The sequence below is a fragment of the Bacillus sp. AFS041924 genome (genome assembly GCF_002577195.1).
In the GTDB taxonomy this organism is placed as follows: Bacteria; Bacillota; Bacilli; order Bacillales; family Bacillaceae_G; genus Gottfriedia.
This window is the reverse complement of sequence record NZ_NULG01000016.1, coordinates 66,247-89,401: the sequence shown is the minus strand read 5'-3', so window position 1 is coordinate 89,401 and position 23,155 is coordinate 66,247. Positions and strand designations below refer to the sequence as shown.

The window sequence follows — 23,155 nt, the reverse complement described above, 5'->3', positions numbered from 1 at the left end:
GCTTGTTACTTCACTTTTTAGTAATTACCTCAATCATTCAAATTATTTTGGATCATTGTCATCAATTATATAATTATTTGGTCCTTTTGGTGGTTTGTGTTCTAAAACTTTGATCTTTGTTGCAGAACTTTCGTTTCCAGTTGAATCCTTTGCATAGATTGATAATTCTGTACCTGCTTTTTGTTGTTTAATTTTGATACTAAATATTCCTTTAGAATCAGCTTTACCTGTTGCAATTACAACATCATTGATTTTTATAGTAACCGTTGCATTTGCTAAAGTCGATCCTGAAATCTTTGGATCATTCTCATCGATTTGGTTAACGATAGGTGCATTTAGAGACCATCTTGCGTAAATTATTGTGTCACTCGTTACTTTATCTGTTGCAAAATCCCATGGTGTTTGACCTTTAGTATCTTTATACCATCCAACAAAAGTGTAACCTTTTCTTGTTGGTACAGTTGGTTCAGCAATCATTGTGTTATAGTTTGCTTTTAAAGCATCTACTACACTTCCACCTTGGCTATCAAATTTAACTGTATACGAGTTAATGTTCCACTTAGCAAATAACTCTGTATCTTTTGTTACTTTATCTGTAGCAAAATTCCATGGTGTTTTTCCTTCCGCATCTTTATACCATCCAACAAAAGTGTATCCAGTTCTTGTTGGTGCTGTTGGTGCTGTCATTGTCGTGTTATAATCCACTTTCTTAGTCTCTACTAAACTTCCATCTTGCTTGTTAAATTCTACTGTGAACTTATGAATCGACCATTTTACATAAATTGTTTTTTCAGAGTAAATTGTATTTGTGAAATCCCAAGGGATTGTACAATCTGCATCTACGAAATAAGTCAAATCATAACCATAAACTGTTGGTGCTGTAATTCTACGGGATACAATTTGATCTTTTGTCCCTTCTTTTACTTCTGCTGGAGCATCATCTGGAAGGACGAAATGCACATGATATCCATTTACTATTTTTTGAACTACTGTCACATCAGCATACTCAGTAGCCTTAATTGTAATTGTATAATCTCTCGTTCTTGTGAACAAACTCTTATCTAACGTAATCGTACGGTTAACTTTATCCACATTGTATTTCGATTCATCTACAGCACTACCATTGAGTTTAATGCCTGTAATAGCATTTGCCCATTCTTTATCACTGAACTCTAATACGATATCGTTCCCTAATGCATTATCAGTTGTATCTGCTGTTACGATCGATGTTGCTAAGGCATATTTCGCATAAAGTGTGATTGGTTTTGTTACAATACTTATGAAATCAAACGGCGTTGTTAACGCTTCGTCAGTGTACCATCCGATAAATTTATAACCAACTTTTGTTGGTTCAGTTGGCATTGTAACACGTGAGTCTACGATTTGCGGATCGATTGCATCTCCTCCGTTTGTTTCAAATGTAACTGTGTAACCAATGACTTGGTCTGTTACAGTCGCATCCAAATACCCTTCGGACGAAATGTTCACATTTACTTTTTGTCCAGCTGTAAATAATGATTTATCAAGTGTAATCGAACCTTTGTGTGTTACTGAATCATAAGTTATATTATAATCAGTACCCGCATTTAGTACTTTTGAACCAATGCTAACTTTCTTGATATTATTTCGCCAAGTTCCGTCATCTGTAAAGGCGATCGTAATATCACTTCCAACAATATTTCCTACGACATCCTTTGTAACCTGAGGCGGTGTTTTCATCCAAGCGATGTAGTACGTTTCATTGTTTTTCAATACCTTACCAGTTGCTGTTGAAATTGGTACATCTTGTCCGCTTGTTCCGGCTGCATCATAATAAAGGTTTGGCATCATTGAAAGGTTGCCATTTTTCACTCTTTGTGCTGCTGAAAGCATATCAATACCAAATGCTTTCCCGTTAACTAGTTTGTCACTAAAGAAACTATCGCCAGGTGAATTTAATGTGCCTCCATTTAATTCAATGTGTCGGCGATAACCTAGTTTCACATTTGGAATTTGAAGGGTTTCTCCAGTTGTTGACGTTAATGTCAGTTGATAGCCATTTGAACTTGGCGCTCGACTAAATGCAAACTTTTCACTTGGATGAGCTGTTGCATAGGCTTCTGTCGCCGTTGTGAAGGTTAACGTACCACTCCCGTCACCATTATCAACTAAATCATACGTAGTTGGATCTAACGTATACGTACTATCTGTTGTTTCAAACGTGCCATCTGCTTTCATTTTTCTGTACTTTGCGTCAATTTTTGCAATATCGCTCTTTTTCTTTAACCATGGTGTATTCGTTGTATAGTCTGGAATTTTAATCGTAACTGGGCCTTCACCAAGTACTGTACCAACAAATTTCTCACCATCTGGTTTCGACAAATCAACAGGTGAATTGTTTTGTGTGTAACTCACTTGCCATTTTGCAGCAATTTTTAAATCAGACGTTAAGATGCCAGGTGCATACCAAAAGGTTGTTAATTCATTCGTCACTGGATCAACATTATACCAACCAGCAAATGTATAACCAGGTTTGACAGGAAGCGGATTTCCACTTGAATTACTATTAAATATAGTGAATCCTGAGCTACCATATTTAGAATTGGCTGGACTGAAACCGACTGCAAATGGCTTAATTTCATTTCCACCTTTTGTATCAAACGTAATGCCATATCCAATTGGTTGAGCCGCATTTGTGCCATCTCCACCAATCGTTACCGTCGGATAGATGGTTCCATCTTCACCTTTTGAATCGATATCAAATCGATATAGCTGAGGTAAAAAGTTAGCTCCACCTGGATTGATGGCCGCTTTATACGAATTTGCGTTATTCGGATCAAGTTTTGCATCAGTTTTAAATAAATCTGCCTTAAATGTAATTTGTCCAGGTTGCGAAAGATCATAATAGTAGTTACCATTACCATCTTTTAGATCCGTAATATCTAAGCCTGTTGTTAAACCAGCTGTTTTTACAACGATTTTATTGATTCCATTTCGCCAATTTGCATCATCAGCAAATGTATAGTTAAACGTAATATCGTTTCCAATATGGGCTTTTGCTGGATCAGTAACCATTGGAATGGTCGGAGTTGGAATCGGCACTGAAGCAATTGTAAAGCTTGTCGTGACTGGTTGATAGCCATCAGAAGAGATGCGAACCGTGTACGTGCCAGTCGTATTAATTAAGGAACCGTGTAACGTTAATTTAGCAGGCAAATATACAGTCCCTTTATTCGGGTCAAATGTAGCAGTTCCTTTTGTCATCCATACAGCTGGATTGGTTGTATTTGGTACAAATGCATCCGTTACGTCAGTGAAATTTCCACCTATTCCTAATTCAACCTTTGTAATCGCATCTCGCCATACCACATCATCTAACATGACATTGCTCGTTGGGATGAACGAAACGGTCGAACCATTTTTCAAATCTTGTAAAGTTGGTAATTGTGTGACAGATGTTTTTTGCACTGGACCAGCAAAGTTTAGCTTTGCCATTACTTCACCTAGACCATTACCAGCAGATAAGTCATAAGTTTTCACTTTTGAATCATATGAAGAATCTGTATAATTTCCTCTATTTGATGTGATAGACAGATTTTCTGTCAAAGTAAGTTGTGGTTCTGGGACTACCTTACCTGCATCAATTGCACTTTGATTTTTTTTACCAAAGTTTTTAAAGATAAAGTAAAAATCATTGTAATCAATATTACTGAAAGAGTAACTTCCAAATGAATTTAATCCTGAGAAAGCCCAGCTAATGTCATTATTCCGATGAGCAGTAGAATTTGTAAAGAATTCTGCTTTTTCCTTTGAAGGTGCTGATACACCTTTTAGAAAATCGAAATCAGCATATGCTTGAATTTCTGAAACTAAATCCTTCATATCAATTACATTATCGCCATTTACATCTCCACCAAGTAAAAGTGGTGTGTTTATAGATGCGAAATTAAAGTAAGAGCCTGATTGGTAACCGAATTTGTTGTAACCAATAACTGGCGTTGTTTGATATCCTTTGAAATGACCTGGCATATACGTTTCAATTGAATATGGTTTGTCACTTGCTTTCATTGTAATGGAATACGTACCTGTCGTTTGATTTTGGTATTGAACAGTGTTTGTGTCGCTTGCGTTATCTGTTACAAACGTATTACCATCCGCGTCTTTTGCTGTAACGAACGCGCCTGAATCCTTCGTAATATTCGTAAAACTTCCGCTTAGACTGTTTGCTCTGAAGCTTTCCGCAAACAGAGGGCCCGTCACTTGTGAGATTGGTTGTTTGACAAGTGGCATATTCGTTAAGAAAGCCGGAACGTCTGTGTCTTCTCCATCGATTATGAAGCGTGATTTTTCAACAGCGAGACTTTCGTCTATTGGGCCAACATAAGCATTCTCATCTTTATAAGTCAGATCTGCTTCTAAAATCTTCATATCTTGCGTCAGCGCACCCGCTTCAGAAATGCCAGAAATGGTTACATCGATTGCATTTTTGCCTGTGTTTTGATTTAAATATGACTGTCCAATTGTTAGTTTAGGTGTAATTCCTTTACTACTTAAATAGTTTACATACTCGTCAGAAAGCTTAATATTCGAATATTCAAGCGTATAGGAAGCTTCAATTGAAAACGTACCGCCGGCCATTCCATTTCCATTTTTCGTCGTTAGTGACACTTTAAATGGTTTTTTCGGTTCAACGACCACGTTTCCTTTGCTTTCTAGCTCTGGGTCTACTCCTCCAAAAGCTGTTAGTTTTACATAAGGAGATCCTTTTTTGATGAAGTAATATTTTTTCTTCGTTGTATACCAGTCACCTGCCCCAGCAAAGTCACTAGGATAGATAACAAATTTCATTCCTTTTGCTTTAATGTCATCAGGTGTTAAACCGAAATTAAAACGACCACTTCCATCCGTTCTAAAAATAGATGTTATAAATGGACCATCTTTATAACCAAAAACAGTGTTCTGCCCTTGATCTACAGGTGAAGGTTTAAGAGTATCGATATCTTTTAAAGTAGTTTCGCCATTATTTTTCATGACATCAATATTCGAATCATACACTGTACCATAAAATCTTTTCACTTCTTGTCCTGGATTGTATCCTGTTGGGTCGATTTCATAAATCCCTGGCTTCGAATCACTATCCATCGTTAATGTAGGAGCTTTGTAGTCTACATAAAGAGTGTCTTCTTTTGTGAATTTTTTCCCATCTTTGTCAGTTGCAATCATCTCAACTGAATAGGTACCTTCTTCAAGAATCGAAGGCGTTTTTCCGATCCCATTTTGATCAAGTGAGCCATCAAATGGTTTTGTAAATGGTAAATATCTTCCACCAACAAGCATTTGTATAGGACCATAAATAACCCCAGGACCAGCCGCACTTATATCGCTAATATTTTGTACGACTCCGATATAGTTTCCATCTTTATCCTTCAATAGAACATAGCTACTTTCCATTCCACTGTTAACAGAAAAAGTATATCCTGAACCTGGTGCTCCAATATTTGGGTTATAGTTTCCAGTATATCGCTCTGTAAGTGTCATCGCTTTGACGTCCACTTTAAAATCAATTCCTTTTTCAGCAATGGTGATTGTGAACGGAATGCGGTATGATTCGTTCGCGTCATTTGCATTCACAACATTTACATAACCTTCATACGTACCATCTAATGCGTTCGCTGGCACGGTAATCGTTGCGTTTGCTTTCACTGAGCTACTACCGTTTACACTTAAAGACGTTACATTTGTATCATCAGTCGAAAAGTCGATTTTCACATTATTTCCAGTACCTTCTCCTACTGGATTTGAACCCGCAAATTTTGTTGTAATAAACTTAGAACTTAGTTTAAATGTTTTACTTGTTGAACCTTGGTTTGTAATTGCGAACTCTTTTGATTGAACAACATCATCAGATCCAGGTTTTGCTCCTTCTCCGCGTCCATTAAATCCAAACGATAAGCTACCTGTCGTGTTATCGATTTCCGTAAATTGAGATTGCCCATCGATTGTTGTCATGCTTTTCGCTTTGTCTAATACTTGGATTTTGATGTCTGAGTGAACTGCTCGGACTGGATCGACACGTCCTGCCCCAACTTGGTACACACTATATGTTTTTGAATCCATATTGATATCTTTTGCAGTATTCATTAAAGCCGTTTTGACATCGGCCGGTGTGTAATCTGGATGTGCAGCTAGCACAAGCGCTGCAATTCCTGCTATGTGAGGCGCAGCCATTGATGTACCTGACATCGATTGATACGCATATTTATAATCTTTATTACTATTTGGTTCCCACACATCGTATGGTTGTGTTGAGAAAATGTCGACACCTGGTGCCACAACGTCTGGTTTGATGCTCCAATCTTTTACTGGTCCTGTTGAACTGAACGATGCTAATTCATCAGCAGGTTTGTAGATTGGGGCATCCAGCGTCATTGGGAACGAAATCTTTGCGTTCCCGGGGTCGGCTTTGATTGCGTTAACGAGTGCTTCACCTTGTGCTTGTGTAATCGAAACACCATAAATATTGTCACCGCTAACCCCTAAGAAGTTTGGAATATAACCTTGGGTTTCTTCATCAGCTTGGTTATCCCAAATAATCATACCTTTTGCCCCGGAAGCTTTCGCATTGGCCATTTTCTTAGATAAAGAATCGCCTCCGCGTTTAACAACGGCTATTTTCCCACTCATATCTCTTCCCTTATAATCATCTTGGCTTCCTAAACCAACATCAACGATTGGAATCGACAATCCTTTGAACGCATCATCAGCGTCTGCAAAATGTTTCCCGAATAAACGTGCTTGATAAGGCGTATTACCGAATTTCAATGTTTGGACAGGAATTTTTACTGGAACGGTACTTGCACCAACCGTAATGGCAAGTGGTGAAGTTCCTGGTGATCCAAGTGTCGCGACTCCTGGACCTGCGTTTCCTGCAGAGACTGAACAAATGAGACCTTGTAATGTTGCGTTGTTAATCGCAATACTAGTCGGATAAAATGGATCATTAATGATAGCACCAAGTGATAGATTCACCACATCCATTTTATCTATCACTGCTTGTTCAATTCCACTTAGTACGGAGTCAGAAGTACCATGTCCACCCGGGCCGAGTACTCGGTAGCCATGAAGTTCAACATCTGGTGCAACACCATTTGCTGAATAAACGTCATTATTATTTGTCGTACTAGCTGCAATCGTACCTGATACGTGTGTACCGTGCTCTGTGACATAATCTTTGTAATTAGAAGATACACTTCCAGGTGAATTTTCTCTTGCTTCTTCCCAATCCGGATAAATTGTTTCCATTGGATCATGATCATCTATTTGGATCACGTTTCCATCTGCATCAACCTTAGAATTAATAAAGTCGTGTCCTCCGTATAATTGACCGTTCTCATCGTGTGTTACTTTATATAAGTCAGGATGGTTATAGTCAATTCCTGTGTCTAGAACTCCAACTTTAACACGTTGACCTTTACGAGGGCCTGATTGAAATTTTCCTGTATGGCCTTCTGCTTGTAGTTTATCGACTCCCATTAATGAAAGTCCTGCAGTTGGTTTTCCAATCTCTGTCGCTTCGGTTGCTGTAGGTGTTTCGACTGAAGGTGTTCCTTCTTCTGCTTCGTATTGGACCACTGACCATACAGAAGCAACATCTGCCTGGCTTGCAATCGTTTCAACCATACTCGCCGGAACAGATAGCGCAACCCCGTTAAAAGAATCAGTATACTCTCTTGTGATTCGGATATTCGTCGAAACTTCTTTTCCACCAGTGATTTGCTTACCTGGTTGCGCCTTTACAAAAGCTTTAAATTTCGCATGTGCATCAGCAACTTTTTGTTTTGCCTCTGAGTAATCAGCAGCAAATGTTTGCTTGCTTGCGCTTCCTTTTGCAAGTGATTGCTTAATCATTTGAATCTTCGCTGGATCCGCTTTAAATTGAACAATTACGTCAATATTTTTTCCGCTTTTTAAATCTTTCTGATCGACGTGGATTTTTTTCGTGTTATCCGCACCAGTCAACTTATTGATGCTCGCTTTTTGTTCTGGTGTTAATCCATCCAAAATGCGGTTCACTTCATCTGCTGTAAATTTCCCATCAGATGGATTTTTCTGATTAGCATTCGACTCCGCGTGTGCAAGAATGGCACTTTGTGGTAAGACCATATTTAGCAACATCGCACTACTTAATGCAACGAGCGATATTGTTCGTTTCTTTCTTCTCTTTTTCATGTTACTCCCCCCACTTTTACTCGTCTTGATGATTAATTATTATAAAAATTAAAAATATTAAATAATAATAATCTTTGACTTAATAATACGTTAAAAAGTACTGAAGCTACATTGGGGGATTTGCAGGAAATTGTGGTTAAATGACGAACAAAAAACCTTGCTTTCGATATAAAAATTAGTTTATTTCTGTTGAAACTAGTTTATTTTTTCCGTTTTTTCAGTCCATCTGCCCAGTAATATTGACTTTTCGATAAATCATCTAAAAATAGACAATTTTGGGGGAATTTTAGCTATTTTATTTCAATCTTGATTGTGTGCTTCTATATTCCATTATTTTTTATTAAGAAAATTTACTTTGTATGGTCACTTTGGATTCCAAAAATTAAATACTTAGAAAAAATGCTATAGATTTTTAAAAATAGAGTCAGTCTTATAAGAAAATCTATTGTATATTTGAAAAGGGTTCATCAATAAGTCACCTGGTTTTGTAGAGGAATTAATATCGGATGATAAATTTTCCCTATTTCCAAAATTTCTCATCTCTGAACGTTTAGACCGAATCCGTTCTTATCTAATAGATAGAAAAATTACAGTTTTAACAGATGGGTCACCGGAATGTGTTATTCTTCCGGTCACATTTTGGGCAAATCTATCGGACTAGACCATTCGGATTTCGAACATGGATACTAGTTCAAAAAACAAGGAAAAATCAACAAACAAGACAAGGTCCAAGTAATCCATGAATTAAAGCATGAATTTTAAGTAAAGGGACTTCTAATTGCAAAAAAATCAACATGATTCTTTAACTGAGCAATAAAAAAAGAGAAATTGCCGAAACAATCTCTCTTTAAAACCATGATTAACCAGCAAGATCATTCGAAGGTCTAGCTGTTACTTCTCTACTACCTGGTTTAACAAATACCATTGCAACCATCCCTAATGTTACCGCTATTGATGCCGCAATAAACATCGCATTATAACCGTGTTTTGCAACTAAGCTACCAGTTAAGGTAGGCGCAATAATTGTAGCAAGGTTAGCGATGAAATGTGTTACACCACCAAATGTTCCAGCTTTTTTAGGCTCAGTATCTAATACTACTGTCCAATAGATCGAGTTTGGTAAATAGTTAAATGCATTACCAATACACATTAAGATTAAGACAGCAGTCGCGCTTTGTACTGTTGGAATCAGCATGAAACAAATTGCTGTAAAGAATAATGAAATCACTGTGAACCACGATCTAGCAATTCGTAAATTACCTGTTTTTCTAAGTAGTGAATCTGATATTTTACCGCCTAATAAACCTGTGAAAATCGCACCAATCCATGGTATCATTCCAACGAATCCTAGCGATGCTAATGAAAAACCAAATTCATCCTGTAAATATTTTGGTGTCCAAGTAAGTAATAAAATATTTACATATAAAAATGCAAAGTATCCAATTGCATTCATGATTAACGTAGGATTTTTGAAAAAATGGTACCACGGCGTATGATCTTGTATGCTTTTTCCACTAACTGGGTTGTTCAAGCGAATTAACTCTAGTTCCTGTTTTGTAACCCTTGGATTATCTTCTGGTAGGTTTGTAAATACTTTAGACCAAATAAACGCCCAAATTAAACCAATTACCCCAAGAATGATAAACGTCACTTTCCAATTTGTTACCGATAATAAACCAACAACAATTGGTGCAGTAATAAGCGCCCCTACAGGTGTACCTACTAAACCAAGTGCAACTGCAAACCCTCTTTCCTTTGGAGAAACCCAGTTAGCCATCGTTTTATTCATAGTAGAAAAGGTCGGTCCTTCTGCCAATCCGAAAAGTACTCTGAAAACTGCGAATCCGGCTAAAGCTGACCCACCAAATAAAGTAGCTCCTAAATGACCAGCGAATACTGTACCTAGCTCAAAAATTGACCAAGCTGTTGCGGCAAGTAACCACATAAATCTTGGTCCTTTTTTGTCAGCAAAAGCTCCACCAAATAAGGCACCGAATATATAACCATATCCAAAGTATCCTAGGATTTCACCCCAACTGATTGGACTTAATCCAAACTCTTTAATTATTTCTGCCTGTGCATATGCAATTGCACCTCGGTCGATATAATTAACGATTGTGATCATAATGATCATAAAAATGATAAAGAATCTATAATTATTTTTCATTAAAGACCGTTCCTCCTATTAAATTTTTATCAGAAGGGCCCCCCATTGATTTATCATTTTTTGCTACTAATTACACAATCTTAATACCTTTTTTCCAAACAGATTGCACATGGTTAACGCCAAATAAGTATTGTAATTCTTGATAGTTTTTTACATTCCATAATACGATGTCTGCTTGTTTTCCAACTTCAAGTGAGCCGATTTGATCTTGACGATTAATTGCACACGCAGCGTTGTATGTTGCTGCTGTTAAGCTTTCAGCAGGAGTCAGTCTCATCGAAATACAAGCAAGGTTCATTACAAGTGGCATTGAAGTTGTTGGTGAAGAACCTGGATTGCAATCAGTTGAAATTGCTACAGCTACACCTTCATCAACCATTTTTCTACCTTTTGCAGCATCTTCACGTAAATAAAGTGCTGTTGCTGGAAGAAGACAAGCTATTGTTTTCGATTTAGCCATTGCTGAAATACCTTCATCTGAAGCTTTTAATAAATGTTCAGCTGAGATAGCGCCAACTTTAGCTGCTAATTCCGCTCCACCATACGGTTCAATTTCATCAGCATGGATTTTTGGAATTAGATCATATTGTTTACCCGCTTCTAAGATACGTTCTGATTGTTCTGGCGTAAATACACCTTTTTCACAGAAAACATCATTAAATTCAGCTAGTTTTTCTTCTGCAATGATTGGTAGCATGTCGCCGATTAAGTGATCAACGAATTCATCTTCTCTTCCTTTAAACTCTTTTGGCACTGCATGAGCTCCCATAAAAGTAGGAACTAGCTCAACTGGATGCTTATCTTTTAATTTTTTCATCACTCTTAACTGTTTCAGTTCAGTTTCTAAATCCATGCCGTAACCGCTCTTACTTTCAACAGTTGTCACGCCATGTGCGATGAATGAATCTAGACGTCGCATCGTTTGCTCCATTAATTCTTCTTCAGTCGCTTCACGAGTCATACGGGCGGTCGCATGAATTCCGCCACCCGCATTCATAATATCCATATATGTTGCACCTTCAAGACGCATTTCAAATTCACGCTCTCGGCTTCCACCATACACAACATGTGTATGTGGATCAACTAGACCAGGAGTAACAAGATGGTTTGATGCATCAACTACTTCTGCTTCTTGAATTCTTTCTGCATAGCGATTTTGAATTTCGTTTGTTGTACCAACAGCTTGGATTACGCCATTTTCAATCCATAAGCTGCCATCTTCTATTAAGCCAAGTACTGACATTGCTTCTTTTGAGCGAGGACCTTTAACATCAGAAGCAAGCGTTGCTAATTGAGCTGCATTTTTAATCCAAATTGGTTTTGTCATTACTTATCAGTTCCTTTATCTAGCATTGGAATATTTACTCCTCTTTCACGAGCAGTTTGTTTAGCTAACTCGTAACCAGCATCAGCATGACGAACTACACCCATTCCAGGATCAGTTGTTAATACACGCTCAATACGTGCCGCTGCTTCTTTTGTACCATCTGCAACGATTACTACACCAGCGTGTAAAGAGTAACCCATTCCTACTCCACCACCATGGTGAACTGATACCCATGTTGCTCCACCAACAGCGTTAATCATTGCATTTAAGATTGGCCAGTCAGCTACTGCATCTGATCCATCCTTCATGCTTTCAGTTTCACGGTTTGGAGATGCTACAGAACCTGAATCTAAGTGGTCACGGCCAATTACGATTGGTGCTTTTAATTCACCACTTGCAACCATGTCATTTAAAATTTTACCGAAACGAGCGCGCTCGCCGTATCCTAACCAGCAAATACGAGAAGGTAGACCTTGGAATTCTACTTTTTCCCCAGCCATACGGATCCAGTTACATAAATGCTCATTATCAGCAAATTCACGTAAAATAGCTTGGTCAGTTTTGTAAATATCCTCGGGATCACCTGATAATGCTACCCAACGGAAAGGTCCTTTCCCTTCACAGAATTGTGGACGGATATATGCTGGAACGAATCCTGGGAAATCAAATGCATTTTCTACTCCTTCATCCTTCGCAACTTGACGGATGTTATTACCATAATCAAATGTCACAGATCCTTTTTCCATCATTTCAAGCATTGCTTTTACATGAGTTGCCATTGAAGCTTTTGAACGAGCAACATATAATTCTGGGTTTGAAGCTCTTAATTCAGCAGCTTCTTCTAATGACATTCCTGACGGAGTATAACCGTTTAATGGATCGTGCGCTGATGTTTGGTCAGTTAATACTTCTGGAATAAAGTTTCTAGCAATCATCTCTGGTAAAATATCAGAAGCATTTCCGATTAGGCCGATTGATAATGCTTTACCTTCTTTTTTCGCTTCTTCAGCAAGACGAATTGCCTCATCTAATGAATCAGTTTTTACATCTGTATATCTAGTTTCAATACGACGGTCGATTCTTGTTTCATCTACATCGATCCCGATGCATACTCCACCATTCATTGTAACAGCAAGTGGTTGAGCTCCACCCATTCCACCAAGACCAGCAGTAACTGTAATTGTACCAGCAAGTGTGCCATTAAAATGTTGTTTTGCTAATTCAGCAAATGTTTCGTAAGTCCCTTGAACAATACCTTGAGAGCCAATATAAATCCAGCTACCAGCTGTCATTTGACCGTACATCATTAAACCTTTTTTATCTAATTCGTGGAAAGTATCCCAGTTCGCAAAAGCAGGGACAAGATTTGAGTTTGCAATTAAAACTCGTGGTGCATCTGTATGTGATTTAAAAATTGCTACTGGTTTACCAGATTGAACTAATAATGTTTCATCATTTTCTAAATTCTTTAATGACTCAACAATTGCGTCAAAGCACTCCCAGTTACGAGCTGCTTTACCAATACCACCATATACAACAAGATCTTCTGGACGCTCTGCTACATCTGGATCTAAATTATTCATTAACATACGAAGAACTGCTTCTTGTTGCCAGCCTTTTGTGTTTAATTCCGTACCTCTGTATCTAACTACTTTATCTTGTGTAACCGTATTCATAATTTATTACCCCCTAGATGTGATGTTTTCAGTCTAACATGAATTTTCCGATATTTAATTATAAAATGGTGATTATTTTATAATATATTTCACCTTACTTATCTTTTAATTATATTTTTATAAACTATCTCAAATTCTATTAATTAATTAGTCTATTTTAAAAAATACTATGAAAATAATAGAGGTTTCACATCATTCACGTTGAAATTATAGATTGATTAAATCGAAGGGTGGAATCATTATGAAATCAATCATTTCTCCAATTGCAAACAAAGTTAACTACGTTTTTATTCACGTTAAGGAACTAAAAAAGTCAGTTGAATGGTATTGTAGACTCCTTGGCATTGCGACCGATCTTAGCCAGATAGAATCCCCTGTATTTAACATCCCTGTAACAGGTACAACTGGATTAACTTTAGACGACCACACTTTTGATCCGAATTACATATTTCATCCTTCAAAAAATGTGTTATTTAATTTCTACTCAGATGACATAGACCAAGCTTACCTATTTATGAAAGAAAATAATATTACAATTGTTAAAGAGATTAAACGCATTGGAGAATTTGCTTATTTTAACTTTGAAGATTTGGATGGGAATGTACTAATGATCTGTAATAGTAAATAGGACAACCAAAATTTAAGCCTGTATCATCGATTACCATTAATCGTAGATACAGGCTATTTTTAACTATTTTTATACAATTTACGAATCATTCTTATTTGACCACGGTGATTAATTTCATCCTCAAACACATGAAACCATTTAAAGTAGTTTGTAGCTTTTGTACTTCCAAATTCAGTCTGCTCATGTAACCACTCATCTGAAAGTGTATTAAATTTTAAATATGTATCTTCTCGAATCGAATTTAATAGATTAATATAATAGTTTGCATCATTACCTTTAATACTTTCCCTAGCCCCTTCATCTAAATCTAAACCTGGTAACCATTTCTTTTCTTCTTCTGAATTTAAATCTCGATTTTCAAATGTATTAAGTTGATACCAATACTCAACCCCTGCCATGTGAGTAAGTAGCATCCCAATAGAATTGCCTGCTTTAGAATGCAAATAATCAAGTTCCTCTACTGTAATATCTTTAATCGCTTCTAGAGTTGTATATCTTACATAATTCATCATTGAAATTAATGTATTAAAATCTCCTTTTACACCATCTTGTTCTCCGACTAAAAATAATTTATTCCATTCGTTCATAGTTGTAACTCCTTTTATTAACTTACAGATCGTTTTCACAGACAATATCTGTTCTATCTCCTAAATTATCGCAAGTATTAGTTTTAAATATTTTGGATCTTCCTCTTTAAAAATCTCCCCAGCCTTCAACAAATATGCTCTCAATAAATATTCCTTTGCTTTTTCTTCATCATGTGTTTCAAATAAAACCTGCCCCAATCTCAATAATAGATATGGGTTGTTCAAGCCTCCAGGACAATTAAATGCATCGTAAAAATAATTCTTTGCTTTAGAATAATCGTTTAAATAAAAATAAACGTCCCCGATTGATGTTAGAATCCAAGCACTAGCTTCCCACGTAAATTTAGGCTTAGGTATTATTTCTAATGCCTCTTTAAACTTTTTAATGGCACCATCAAAATCTTGTGCTTCAAATAAAGCATTAGCTTCCTCAGAAAGTTCTACGATATGTTCATAAGTTACTTCTTTAAGTTCCATAAGCTCTCCTTTATTTTTGTATTATAGTTTGATGGTTATTGATTACAGTTTTCCTAAAAGAAATACTATAACAATCTAGCGTTTTTCTCCTTACTGCTTCTAATAAAAGACTTTCTAGTCCTATAAACCAGATCGATAAACTAAAGGCGTACATCCTTCAAGCATTTTAAACTTTGCATTAAAATAGGATTGGTGGGAATAGCCACTTAATCTTGAAATTTCATCTAATGGCAGGTCCGTTTCATCTAATAATCGTTTAGCTTCTCTTATTCGCACCTCATGGAGTGTGTCTCTAAACGATTGACTTGATTCAGCTGCAAATCGACGGCTTAGTGTACTTTTATTGATTCGAAGTGTATCCGCGCAATCTGTTAAACTCCAACCCGCATCCCAGTAATTCGATTCAATTAACTCCCGTGTTTTTTCAACTAGTGTACGGTGGCCTTCTTGTAAAGCATCATGCCCCTGTAGTAATAGACTTGTTGTAAAATCTAACAATTCTTGAACAATTTGATAAATGATTGGGCCATGAACAATTTTTTGGAAAATATCATAATAAATTCCTTCCCATGATGCATTTTGGAGATTATTCGATTTCATATATCTTCTTATTTGTGCAAGTACGCTTGTTAATCTGATTCGAACAATTTCTGGATCTGGATAAGGCTGTTGAATTGTTAAAAATTCCCGTTCCATCCAATCTCGAATTGCTTTTGCGTCTCTTTTTTCTAACATTTCAATCCAATGACGTTGCTCTAACGGTGTAAGGAATGGGTCCTTTTCTTGAAATGGCATTGCCTCATTTTCCGCCAAAATAATATCATAACCTTCAAAGAAGATTCTTCGTGTTAGCTGAAGTGTTTGTTCGTAGATATTTTTTAATGTTTCTTCCGGAGAACCGACCTTCATAACGATTGCGAGTGGCTCATCCATCATTTCCTTCCACCGAGCAAGAAATGCATTATATTCGTCCTGTAATAATACTTCTTCATCAGCTTCATGCACACATAATATAAATTCTGATAATACGAATAGACGATTTTTCCCCGTAAATGGATTTCGTTCCAATGCTTTATACACAAGTGGAAGCGTGCCTGAGTTTGGTGTCAAAAAAGCAACCATAGTAATTGGGCCATCGTACATTCGATCATTCAGAAATAGGTCCGGATAATCTATGTTAAAAGAGTTAATTTCTACATTAATATTTCTAGTAAAGGATCTTTCTTTATTACGAATTTGATAACGTAATTGTTGTATATGCTTAATTAAATCAGTGGGCGAAAAAGGACGAAATAATACATCCTCCGCTCGATACTGTAATGCAAGATAGGCAGTTTGAAAGATTCGTTCAGATGAAATGCCTAACCAGCGAATTGAAAACTTTTGGATTAAATCACCAAATCTTTCACTTTCATTTTTCCAGTTGTCCATATCAAATATGACCAGTTCGGGCTGCTGTTTTTGAATAGCCTTTTCAAATTCTCCCATTGTTTTCCACGAAACAAGGGTAATACCAGTAAAGTGCGATTCCACGACCCATCGAATCCCTGAAGCCTCTAGCTCATCTTTTGCAACTAAATGAATTTCCATCGTGTTTTTCACCTTCACTTCTAGCTTTTTCTAACATAATAGCAAATTTATTTTGTTTTTGCAGAAAAAAAACTATTAAAAATTCAAAATTTTTATTAAATAATTTTGGGTAGTTTTTTTGAGTTTATAAAATAAAAAAATAGACTACACACATGGTAATAGTCTACAAGCGTTAAACAAACTTATACAAACCACTTCTTACGTGGGACAGCATAATATTCCCCCGCTACAAGCTCTTGCGGTACAGCTTTTTCAATTCTTGCCAAATCCCCTGCACTTAAGGATAATTTGGTCACATCTACTGTTTCTCGGAGCTGAGTTCTTTTTCTAGCTCCAATCAAAGGAATAACGTTTTCTTGCTTAGAGAGTACCCACCCAATAGCAAGATGGGAAACAGGTACTTGTTTCTCAAGTGCAATTTCTCGCAAGGCTTCAACAAGCATTAAATTCTTTTCTAGATTTTCGTTCATAAATCTAGGAGCCTTCATTCTCTTATCATTTGAACTTAACATACGCTCTTTTGTCCACGCTCCACTTAATAATCCTCTTGAGAGTACTCCATAAGCTGATAATGATATTCCCAATTCCCGTAGAGTAGGTAAAATTTCTACTTCTATTTCTCTATTAAATAGCGAGTATTCAGACTGCACCCAGCTTAGTGGATAAATTGCATGTGCACGGCGAATTGTTTTAACGCCTACTTCAGATAGGCCTATGTGACGTACATAACCTTCCTTTACTAAATCACTAATCGCTCCAACCGTTTCTTCAATTGGGATATTTGGATCAATCCTTGCTGGTTGATATAAATCAATATATTCTACACCAAGACGCTGTAAAGTATATTTAAGAAAGTCTTTAATAGCTTCTGGTCTGTTATCTTCTACTCCATATTTGTCACCAGCTGAATGATGCTTACCATCAAACTTAACAGATATAAATATATTTTCTCTACTAGCCCCTAGAAGAGCTTCTTTAATTAATAATTCATTATGACCATTACCGTAAAAATCTCCTGTATCAAGAAGTGTTATACCACTTTCGAGTGCTTCTTGAATTGTCGCTATACTCTCCTTACGATCAGCTTCCCCGTAAAGCCAAGACATTCCCATACACCCAAGACCAATCTCAGAAACGAATGAACCATTTTGTCCAACTTCCCTTTTTTTAATAAATCTCCCCCCAAACTCTCTTTTTTCTATACTTTATCACTTAGATTTATTTTTGATTATATGGTGTAACTGGAGGCATAATATGCACTTTTTTATTCGGATAGATTCTTGCAATTACAGTAGATTGGGATAGTCTTTTAATATCTTTTCCTGGTAATTCCATAGACACTCCATTCAGCGCAGTCTTATAAACATGCCTAATTGTATATGGTACATGTTGATCCTCCAGGAGAGTTTTTAATTCCTCTTGAAATTTCGCATGACTTTCCTCTACTTGCTTAGTCGCTTCTTCCAAAGTAAGTTGTTTTCCAGCTGCCTCTGCTTCCTTTACAGCTACTACAGCAGGCTTTGTTTTGAACTCAATAATAATCGAAGTCATTGCATTCGTTGAAAAATCAATCGATGGATCCACATAAAAAGAAGGGTTCATTGTTTCCTCTGCCACCTTTGTCTCATCTTTATTTTTAGTCGTATTAATTGCATTCCCATTACATCCAGCCATGATAAAAAGCATGACAAGAAATAAAATACTTCCTCTATAAAACTTCTTCATGTTTACTACATCCCCTTCTAGTACTGATTAATAAAAAAAGACAATCTATCAGGATTCTATCCTTTAGAGTGCCCTTTCAAACATTACTTTGTGCAGTTAAACTAAACTTAGAAGAATTAAACATTTCTTACATCCTATTATGATCATTCAAAAATTCAATATGATAATTAATGGTCCTTAAATATTGTTTTGTCGTGTCCTTGGAAAGACTTTTAATCCTTTTTAACATGTGGATACTTAATACTTTCTCATTATTATATATTCTATATTTTTTCAAAGTTGAAAGTCTATGATTATATTGACTTGCTTTTACTTCATTTAAATTTTTTACATTTATCAGATAATCTGTAAAGTTCATAATTGCCCCTCCTACTAATATAGAACAACGATTTTTAGTAAAAAGAACTAGTCCTATTATTAAAAAATTTCTTAGGACTAGTTCTTTGTAACATTCTATTTAGCATGTCTACATTTTATTCGCTTTAAAGTTTTATAAAAATAAAGACCCCTCTAGCAGACTACCTTTGCTCTCTACCAGAAGGGTTTGACTCATATATTAATTTAATTAATCCCTAACTCTACTTTAATATCATCAATTGTTTTACCTTTATATTTTTTAACCGGTTTTGGTGCATCCTCAACGGTTTGATTTTGCTTTAAATAATTTTTCTCAAAGAAAACAAAATCTTTTGCATCAACGATATTATCAAAATTAATGTCTGCGCTTCGTTTATTCGTACCCCAATATGTTTCGATGTATAGTGCATCCTTTATATCAATTACATCATCTTTGTTTACATCTCCTGCAATTGGAGTATTAAAGCTTATTCCAGGATTCCAGTGTGCAGTTGGCATACCTTCATCATTTAAAAAGCCAACGTGGAAGGGCACATTCATTGTAAAATGACCAGGAATATCAAGCGAAGCTCTCATTTCTTCAGTGGTAACTGGTAATTTTTCTACAGTTGGTGAACCAGATGAAGAAATTACCCCTGGATAAGTATTTCCATTTTGGTCTTTTACAGAAAGAACTGCACCAATATTGGAAGGGTCTACTCTCCAGTTTTCTCTACCTTCTCTTTTCAATGATTCTGGAACTCCAATACCTCCAGTAATTTTTGAATTGGTTGGTTTGCTCCAAATTGGTGTAATCGCTGAAACCATTGAAATCGCTTGGTTCGTATCATTTACGTATGATGCTGTTGGTGTTCTGAAAGTTGATAACAGATTATATGCATCATTTTTTACATTTAATGTTACTTCCGCAAATGGTACATCACCTGTCACTTTTCCATCAGTCAGATCAACGTTAACATTTAAATTAGTATAAGAACCTGATGGTACTGTAGTTGTTGTAAGTTTAGCAGATCCAAATTTTTCGATTGCTGGATTCAGTTTGACATCTACAATCTGTAGTTGACTACTAGTAAATCCAAAGCTAGTGGCTAGTTTTTTCGCATCTATTAGATTACTAGCTGTTAACGTTAACTTAACATTTTCACCTTGATTGACAATTTTTTTATCAACACTTCCATATACAATTGGTGTGCCTTCTTGAATAAATGTATAGTATTTAAATCGGTCACCGTTCGCTGCTGAATTATATCCTCCAAGTTCAACATTGAAACTCTTTGCAGTAATTGGAATATTGTATGAGAAATTACCATCTGCATCAACATAAAACCCATTTGTAAACATTGAACTATTATTTTTTTCCATAACAAAATTCCCAGATTGATCGATCGAAATGCCTTGCTTTTTATAGTCATCCTGTGTTTTATCAAATACTCTACCCTTAATTGGATAAGATGTCGTACCAAGCTTGTACTCAACAACACCTTCATCTAAATTTGTTGTAAATTTAGGACTTGTAATATCAATTATAGAATGGTCTTCCATCGTAAATGTTTTACCTTCTCGATTAGTACCAATTATTTTAACTTTATAATGTCCCGGGCCATACGGTATTTTTACTTTTGTAGATGAAATAGGTTGCTTTTTATTTCCTGTGAACGGTAAATAATATCCAGTAAATGCTCCATCAATATAATAATCTGTGTTTTCATTGTACTGAGCTGTATTTACTATTCCTAAATAGCCAATCTCTTTATCTGTTTCACCGTCGAGTAGGACAAAATCAATTGTTTCCATACTTGATCTTGCATTAAAAACAACACCAGTTGCATAATTTAATAAAGGATAATAAATACCATAATCAGAAGTCATCATCTTGTTGTATGTAGCCATTGAATTAAAGCCCTCTTCTACATAATGAACGCCAAATGGAATTTGGTATTGTTCAGTTGGATCCGCATTATTTGTAAAAACAATATAACCTTCGTAAATTCCTTTTTCCGCAGTTTTTGGAATGTTTAAATTCAATTTTATTGATTTTGAGCTAATGGCATTTAACTTAACTGATGTTGGACCTGTAATCGTCACATCATTTTTCGCAGCATCTTTTGAACCTCTAAGTCCAGTTTGAAACTTTGCTTCAATGCTAAATGTTTTCGATTTTTCACTTCTATTTTTCAACGTAATATTACGCGCAGAAGTGTGATCCTTCTCATTAAAGCTAATCGAACCGAAACTCATTGCACCAGTTAACTCACTAATTGATTTTTCTTTTCCATCGATGATAGTTGGTGTTTTATCTACAACACTAATTTCAACATTTGAGTGAATTGCTTCATAAGCATCTACTCTTCCACTACCAATCTCATAAACACTGTAATCTTTCGATAATGGATCAGCCGTGTTCATTAAAATTGATTTAATGTCTGTTGGTTGTAAATCTTTATTTGATTCAAGTAATAATGCAGAAACTCCTGCAACATATGGAGTTGCCATAGATGTACCAGATAATCGTTCATAAGCTATTTTATAGTCTTCCGTTTTCGTTCCATCAGCTGTTTTATTATTAACATAAAACGGAACAGTTGAAAGAACTGCAACACCTGGACCAGTAACCTCTGGTTTAATATCATAATTCACTCTTGAAGGACCTTTAGAACTAAATACTGCTAATTCATCATCTGGCGTCTTTACTTTTGTAAAATCACCAAATGTAAAGTCTGTATCTCCTGCTTTCATTGCTGCTAAGATTGCCAAACCGTCCTCATATGAAACTGAAAAACTAGGAATTGCGTTTATCGATTCCCCTAAATATGCTTGAATAAGTCCTTCTGCTTTATTTACTTCATTGTTATAAATAATAACTCCAAATGCGCCCTTACTTTTAGCCAACTTAATTTTATCTACGAAGGCAGTGTCTCCACGAGAGATAAATGCTATTTTACCATTTACATCTTTTCCGTTGTAATCCACTGCTTTGCCAAGTCCAACGTCTACTAATTTAAACGTCTTACCTTTTAATGATGGTAAGTCATCTATATAATTTCTTGCCATTTCTCTTACATCATAATGATTGCCATTTTGTAATCCTGTAAATTGAAACATATTAATAGCAGTTGATGAAGCACCAACAGTTAATGCTAAAGCAGCAGCACCCGGAGAACCCAGAGTATACATTTGATCCCCACTATTACCTGCAGCTACTACAGTTGTTACACCAGTTAATACTGCATTGTTTACTGCCACGGATGTAGCATAAATAGGATTATTAATCGATGCCCCTAACGACATATTAATTATGTCCATCCCATCCGCTACTGCTCTGTCTAAAGCAGCAATAATATTAGCAGTTGTCCCACTACCATACGGTCCTAATACTCGGTAGGCATATAGCTCTGCATCAGGTGCCGCCCCAAGAGTTTTATATTCGCTATCAGCTACGCCACGACCACCGATGATTCCAGCAACATGTGTACCGTGTTCTGTATAATATGTACTTGAGTTAACAATTTCTTGCTTCCCTGATTTTTTCCAATCTGCATATGTTGTTTCCATCGGATCATTATCATTGTCTACAAAATCATATCCGCCTTTATAAGCATCCTTTAAATCTGGATGGTTATAATCGATTCCTGTGTCTAGTATACCTACTTTAATTCCTTTTCCCGTATAGCCTTCAGCGTGTAAATGGTCTAAGCCGTCATAAGGAGAATAATTGGCGACATTAAACTCATCTGCCTTTAACTGATCATTATTTTTCTGTTTGTTTCGGTGGATCAATCGAGAACTTTTCATTGTTCCAAATCGTTTTAACAGCTTTTGATTTTAAAAGGTTCTTAATTTGATTCGCTGGCAAACTCATCGCCACACCATTAAACGCATGTTTATATGAACGATTAATTTTAAAATGTACTTTTGATCTTTTTTCATCAACTAAAACTTTACTTACATCTGCCTGGAAATCCTCGTGATCTTTCTCTACTAGTTTAGTTGCCTCAGCTTCAGCCAAATTTTTTCCGTCTACACTTGCTTCAACTCTCGCTATCTTCACAGGTTTATTAGCAAATTCAACAATAACATTTGTTTGTACATTTGAATTTAAATCAATATTAGAAGAAATTTGTAGACCTTTCGATTCATTCGTTGTCAGTTCATTTAAAGCCGCAATTTGAGTTGGTGTTAAATTTGCAAGAATATCCTCAACTTTTGAATCACCAACAGCTTTAGAAGCATGTCCGACATTTCCTAAAGAACTCAATATTAAGCTCGAAGATAAAGCTACAACAGTCATACCTTTTAGCAATTTTCTTTCAAGTAAATTACTCCCCATTTTCTTCCTCCAAATTTCTATTTTTTTCGATCTTCTTTAATTATTCTGAAAATTCACCCTACATTCAAACGAGTTATTTTTATGTG

General features: G+C 36.0%; 13 protein-coding genes. 2 read left to right on the top strand and 11 right to left on the bottom strand.

The genetic code is table 11. The features are described from left to right. Positions 1-42: 42 nt before the first annotated feature. The gene (locus tag COC46_RS05600) at positions 43-8,208 is read right to left on the bottom strand and encodes a S8 family serine peptidase (protein WP_098808761.1); all 8,166 of its coding nucleotides are present in this window, start codon (positions 8,206-8,208) and stop codon (positions 43-45) included. A 466-nt stretch (positions 8,209-8,674) separates the two neighbouring features. On the opposite strand from COC46_RS05600, the gene COC46_RS05595 reads away from it, so the two are divergent. Then, entirely contained in the window at positions 8,675-8,869 is a 195-nt protein-coding gene (locus COC46_RS05595; RefSeq protein ID WP_098808832.1) for a spore germination protein, read from the top strand. Positions 8,870-9,067: 198 nt separating this feature from the next. Here COC46_RS05595 and COC46_RS05590 read toward each other — a convergent pair whose 3' ends face one another. The 3 genes from COC46_RS05590 to hutU form a co-directional block, all read right to left on the bottom strand. Next, positions 9,068-10,375: an MFS transporter gene (locus COC46_RS05590; RefSeq protein ID WP_098808760.1), complete on the bottom strand. Its 1,308-nt coding sequence runs from the start codon at positions 10,373-10,375 to the stop codon at positions 9,068-9,070. A 70-nt stretch (positions 10,376-10,445) separates the two neighbouring features. Further along, entirely contained in the window at positions 10,446-11,702 is a 1,257-nt protein-coding gene (hutI, locus tag COC46_RS05585) for an imidazolonepropionase (RefSeq protein ID WP_098808759.1), read from the bottom strand. Beyond that, positions 11,702-13,378, bottom strand: coding sequence for a urocanate hydratase (hutU, locus tag COC46_RS05580; protein ID WP_098808758.1), 1,677 nt, complete (start codon positions 13,376-13,378; stop codon positions 11,702-11,704). Before hutU ends, hutI begins: the two co-directional genes overlap by 1 nt. A gap of 241 nt (positions 13,379-13,619) precedes the next feature. On the opposite strand from hutU, the gene COC46_RS05575 reads away from it, so the two are divergent. Continuing rightward, complete coding sequence (locus COC46_RS05575) at positions 13,620-14,006, top strand: VOC family protein (RefSeq protein ID WP_098808757.1); 387 nt, start codon at positions 13,620-13,622, stop codon at positions 14,004-14,006. Positions 14,007-14,065: 59 nt separating this feature from the next. On the opposite strand, the gene COC46_RS05570 is transcribed toward COC46_RS05575, so the two are convergent. From COC46_RS05570 to COC46_RS22610, 7 genes are all read right to left on the bottom strand, one after another. Beyond that, positions 14,066-14,593 carry a DinB family protein gene (locus COC46_RS05570; RefSeq protein WP_098808756.1) on the bottom strand — a complete coding sequence of 176 codons (528 nt, stop codon included), beginning with the start codon at positions 14,591-14,593 and terminating at the stop codon, positions 14,066-14,068. A 60-nt stretch (positions 14,594-14,653) separates the two neighbouring features. Beyond that, on the bottom strand, positions 14,654-15,070 hold the full coding sequence (locus tag COC46_RS05565) for a tetratricopeptide repeat protein (RefSeq protein WP_098808755.1): 417 nt from the start codon (positions 15,068-15,070) through the stop codon (positions 14,654-14,656). Between the two features lie 120 nt (positions 15,071-15,190). Beyond that, positions 15,191-16,660: a helix-turn-helix transcriptional regulator gene (locus COC46_RS05560; RefSeq protein ID WP_098808754.1), complete on the bottom strand. Its 1,470-nt coding sequence runs from the start codon at positions 16,658-16,660 to the stop codon at positions 15,191-15,193. 182 nt (positions 16,661-16,842) lie between these two features. Next, positions 16,843-17,787 carry an aldo/keto reductase gene (locus tag COC46_RS05555; protein WP_255294826.1) on the bottom strand — a complete coding sequence of 315 codons (945 nt, stop codon included), beginning with the start codon at positions 17,785-17,787 and terminating at the stop codon, positions 16,843-16,845. A 91-nt stretch (positions 17,788-17,878) separates the two neighbouring features. Further along, on the bottom strand, positions 17,879-18,385 hold the full coding sequence (locus COC46_RS05550; RefSeq protein ID WP_098808752.1) for a protease inhibitor I9 family protein: 507 nt from the start codon (positions 18,383-18,385) through the stop codon (positions 17,879-17,881). 561 nt (positions 18,386-18,946) lie between these two features. After that, the gene (locus COC46_RS05540) at positions 18,947-22,534 is read right to left on the bottom strand and encodes a S8 family serine peptidase (protein WP_255294822.1); all 3,588 of its coding nucleotides are present in this window, start codon (positions 22,532-22,534) and stop codon (positions 18,947-18,949) included. Then, complete coding sequence (locus COC46_RS22610; protein ID WP_255294821.1) at positions 22,491-23,069, bottom strand: protease inhibitor I9 family protein; 579 nt, start codon at positions 23,067-23,069, stop codon at positions 22,491-22,493. The genes COC46_RS05540 and COC46_RS22610 overlap by 44 nt, the downstream gene beginning before the upstream one ends. Positions 23,070-23,155 lie beyond the last annotated feature (86 nt).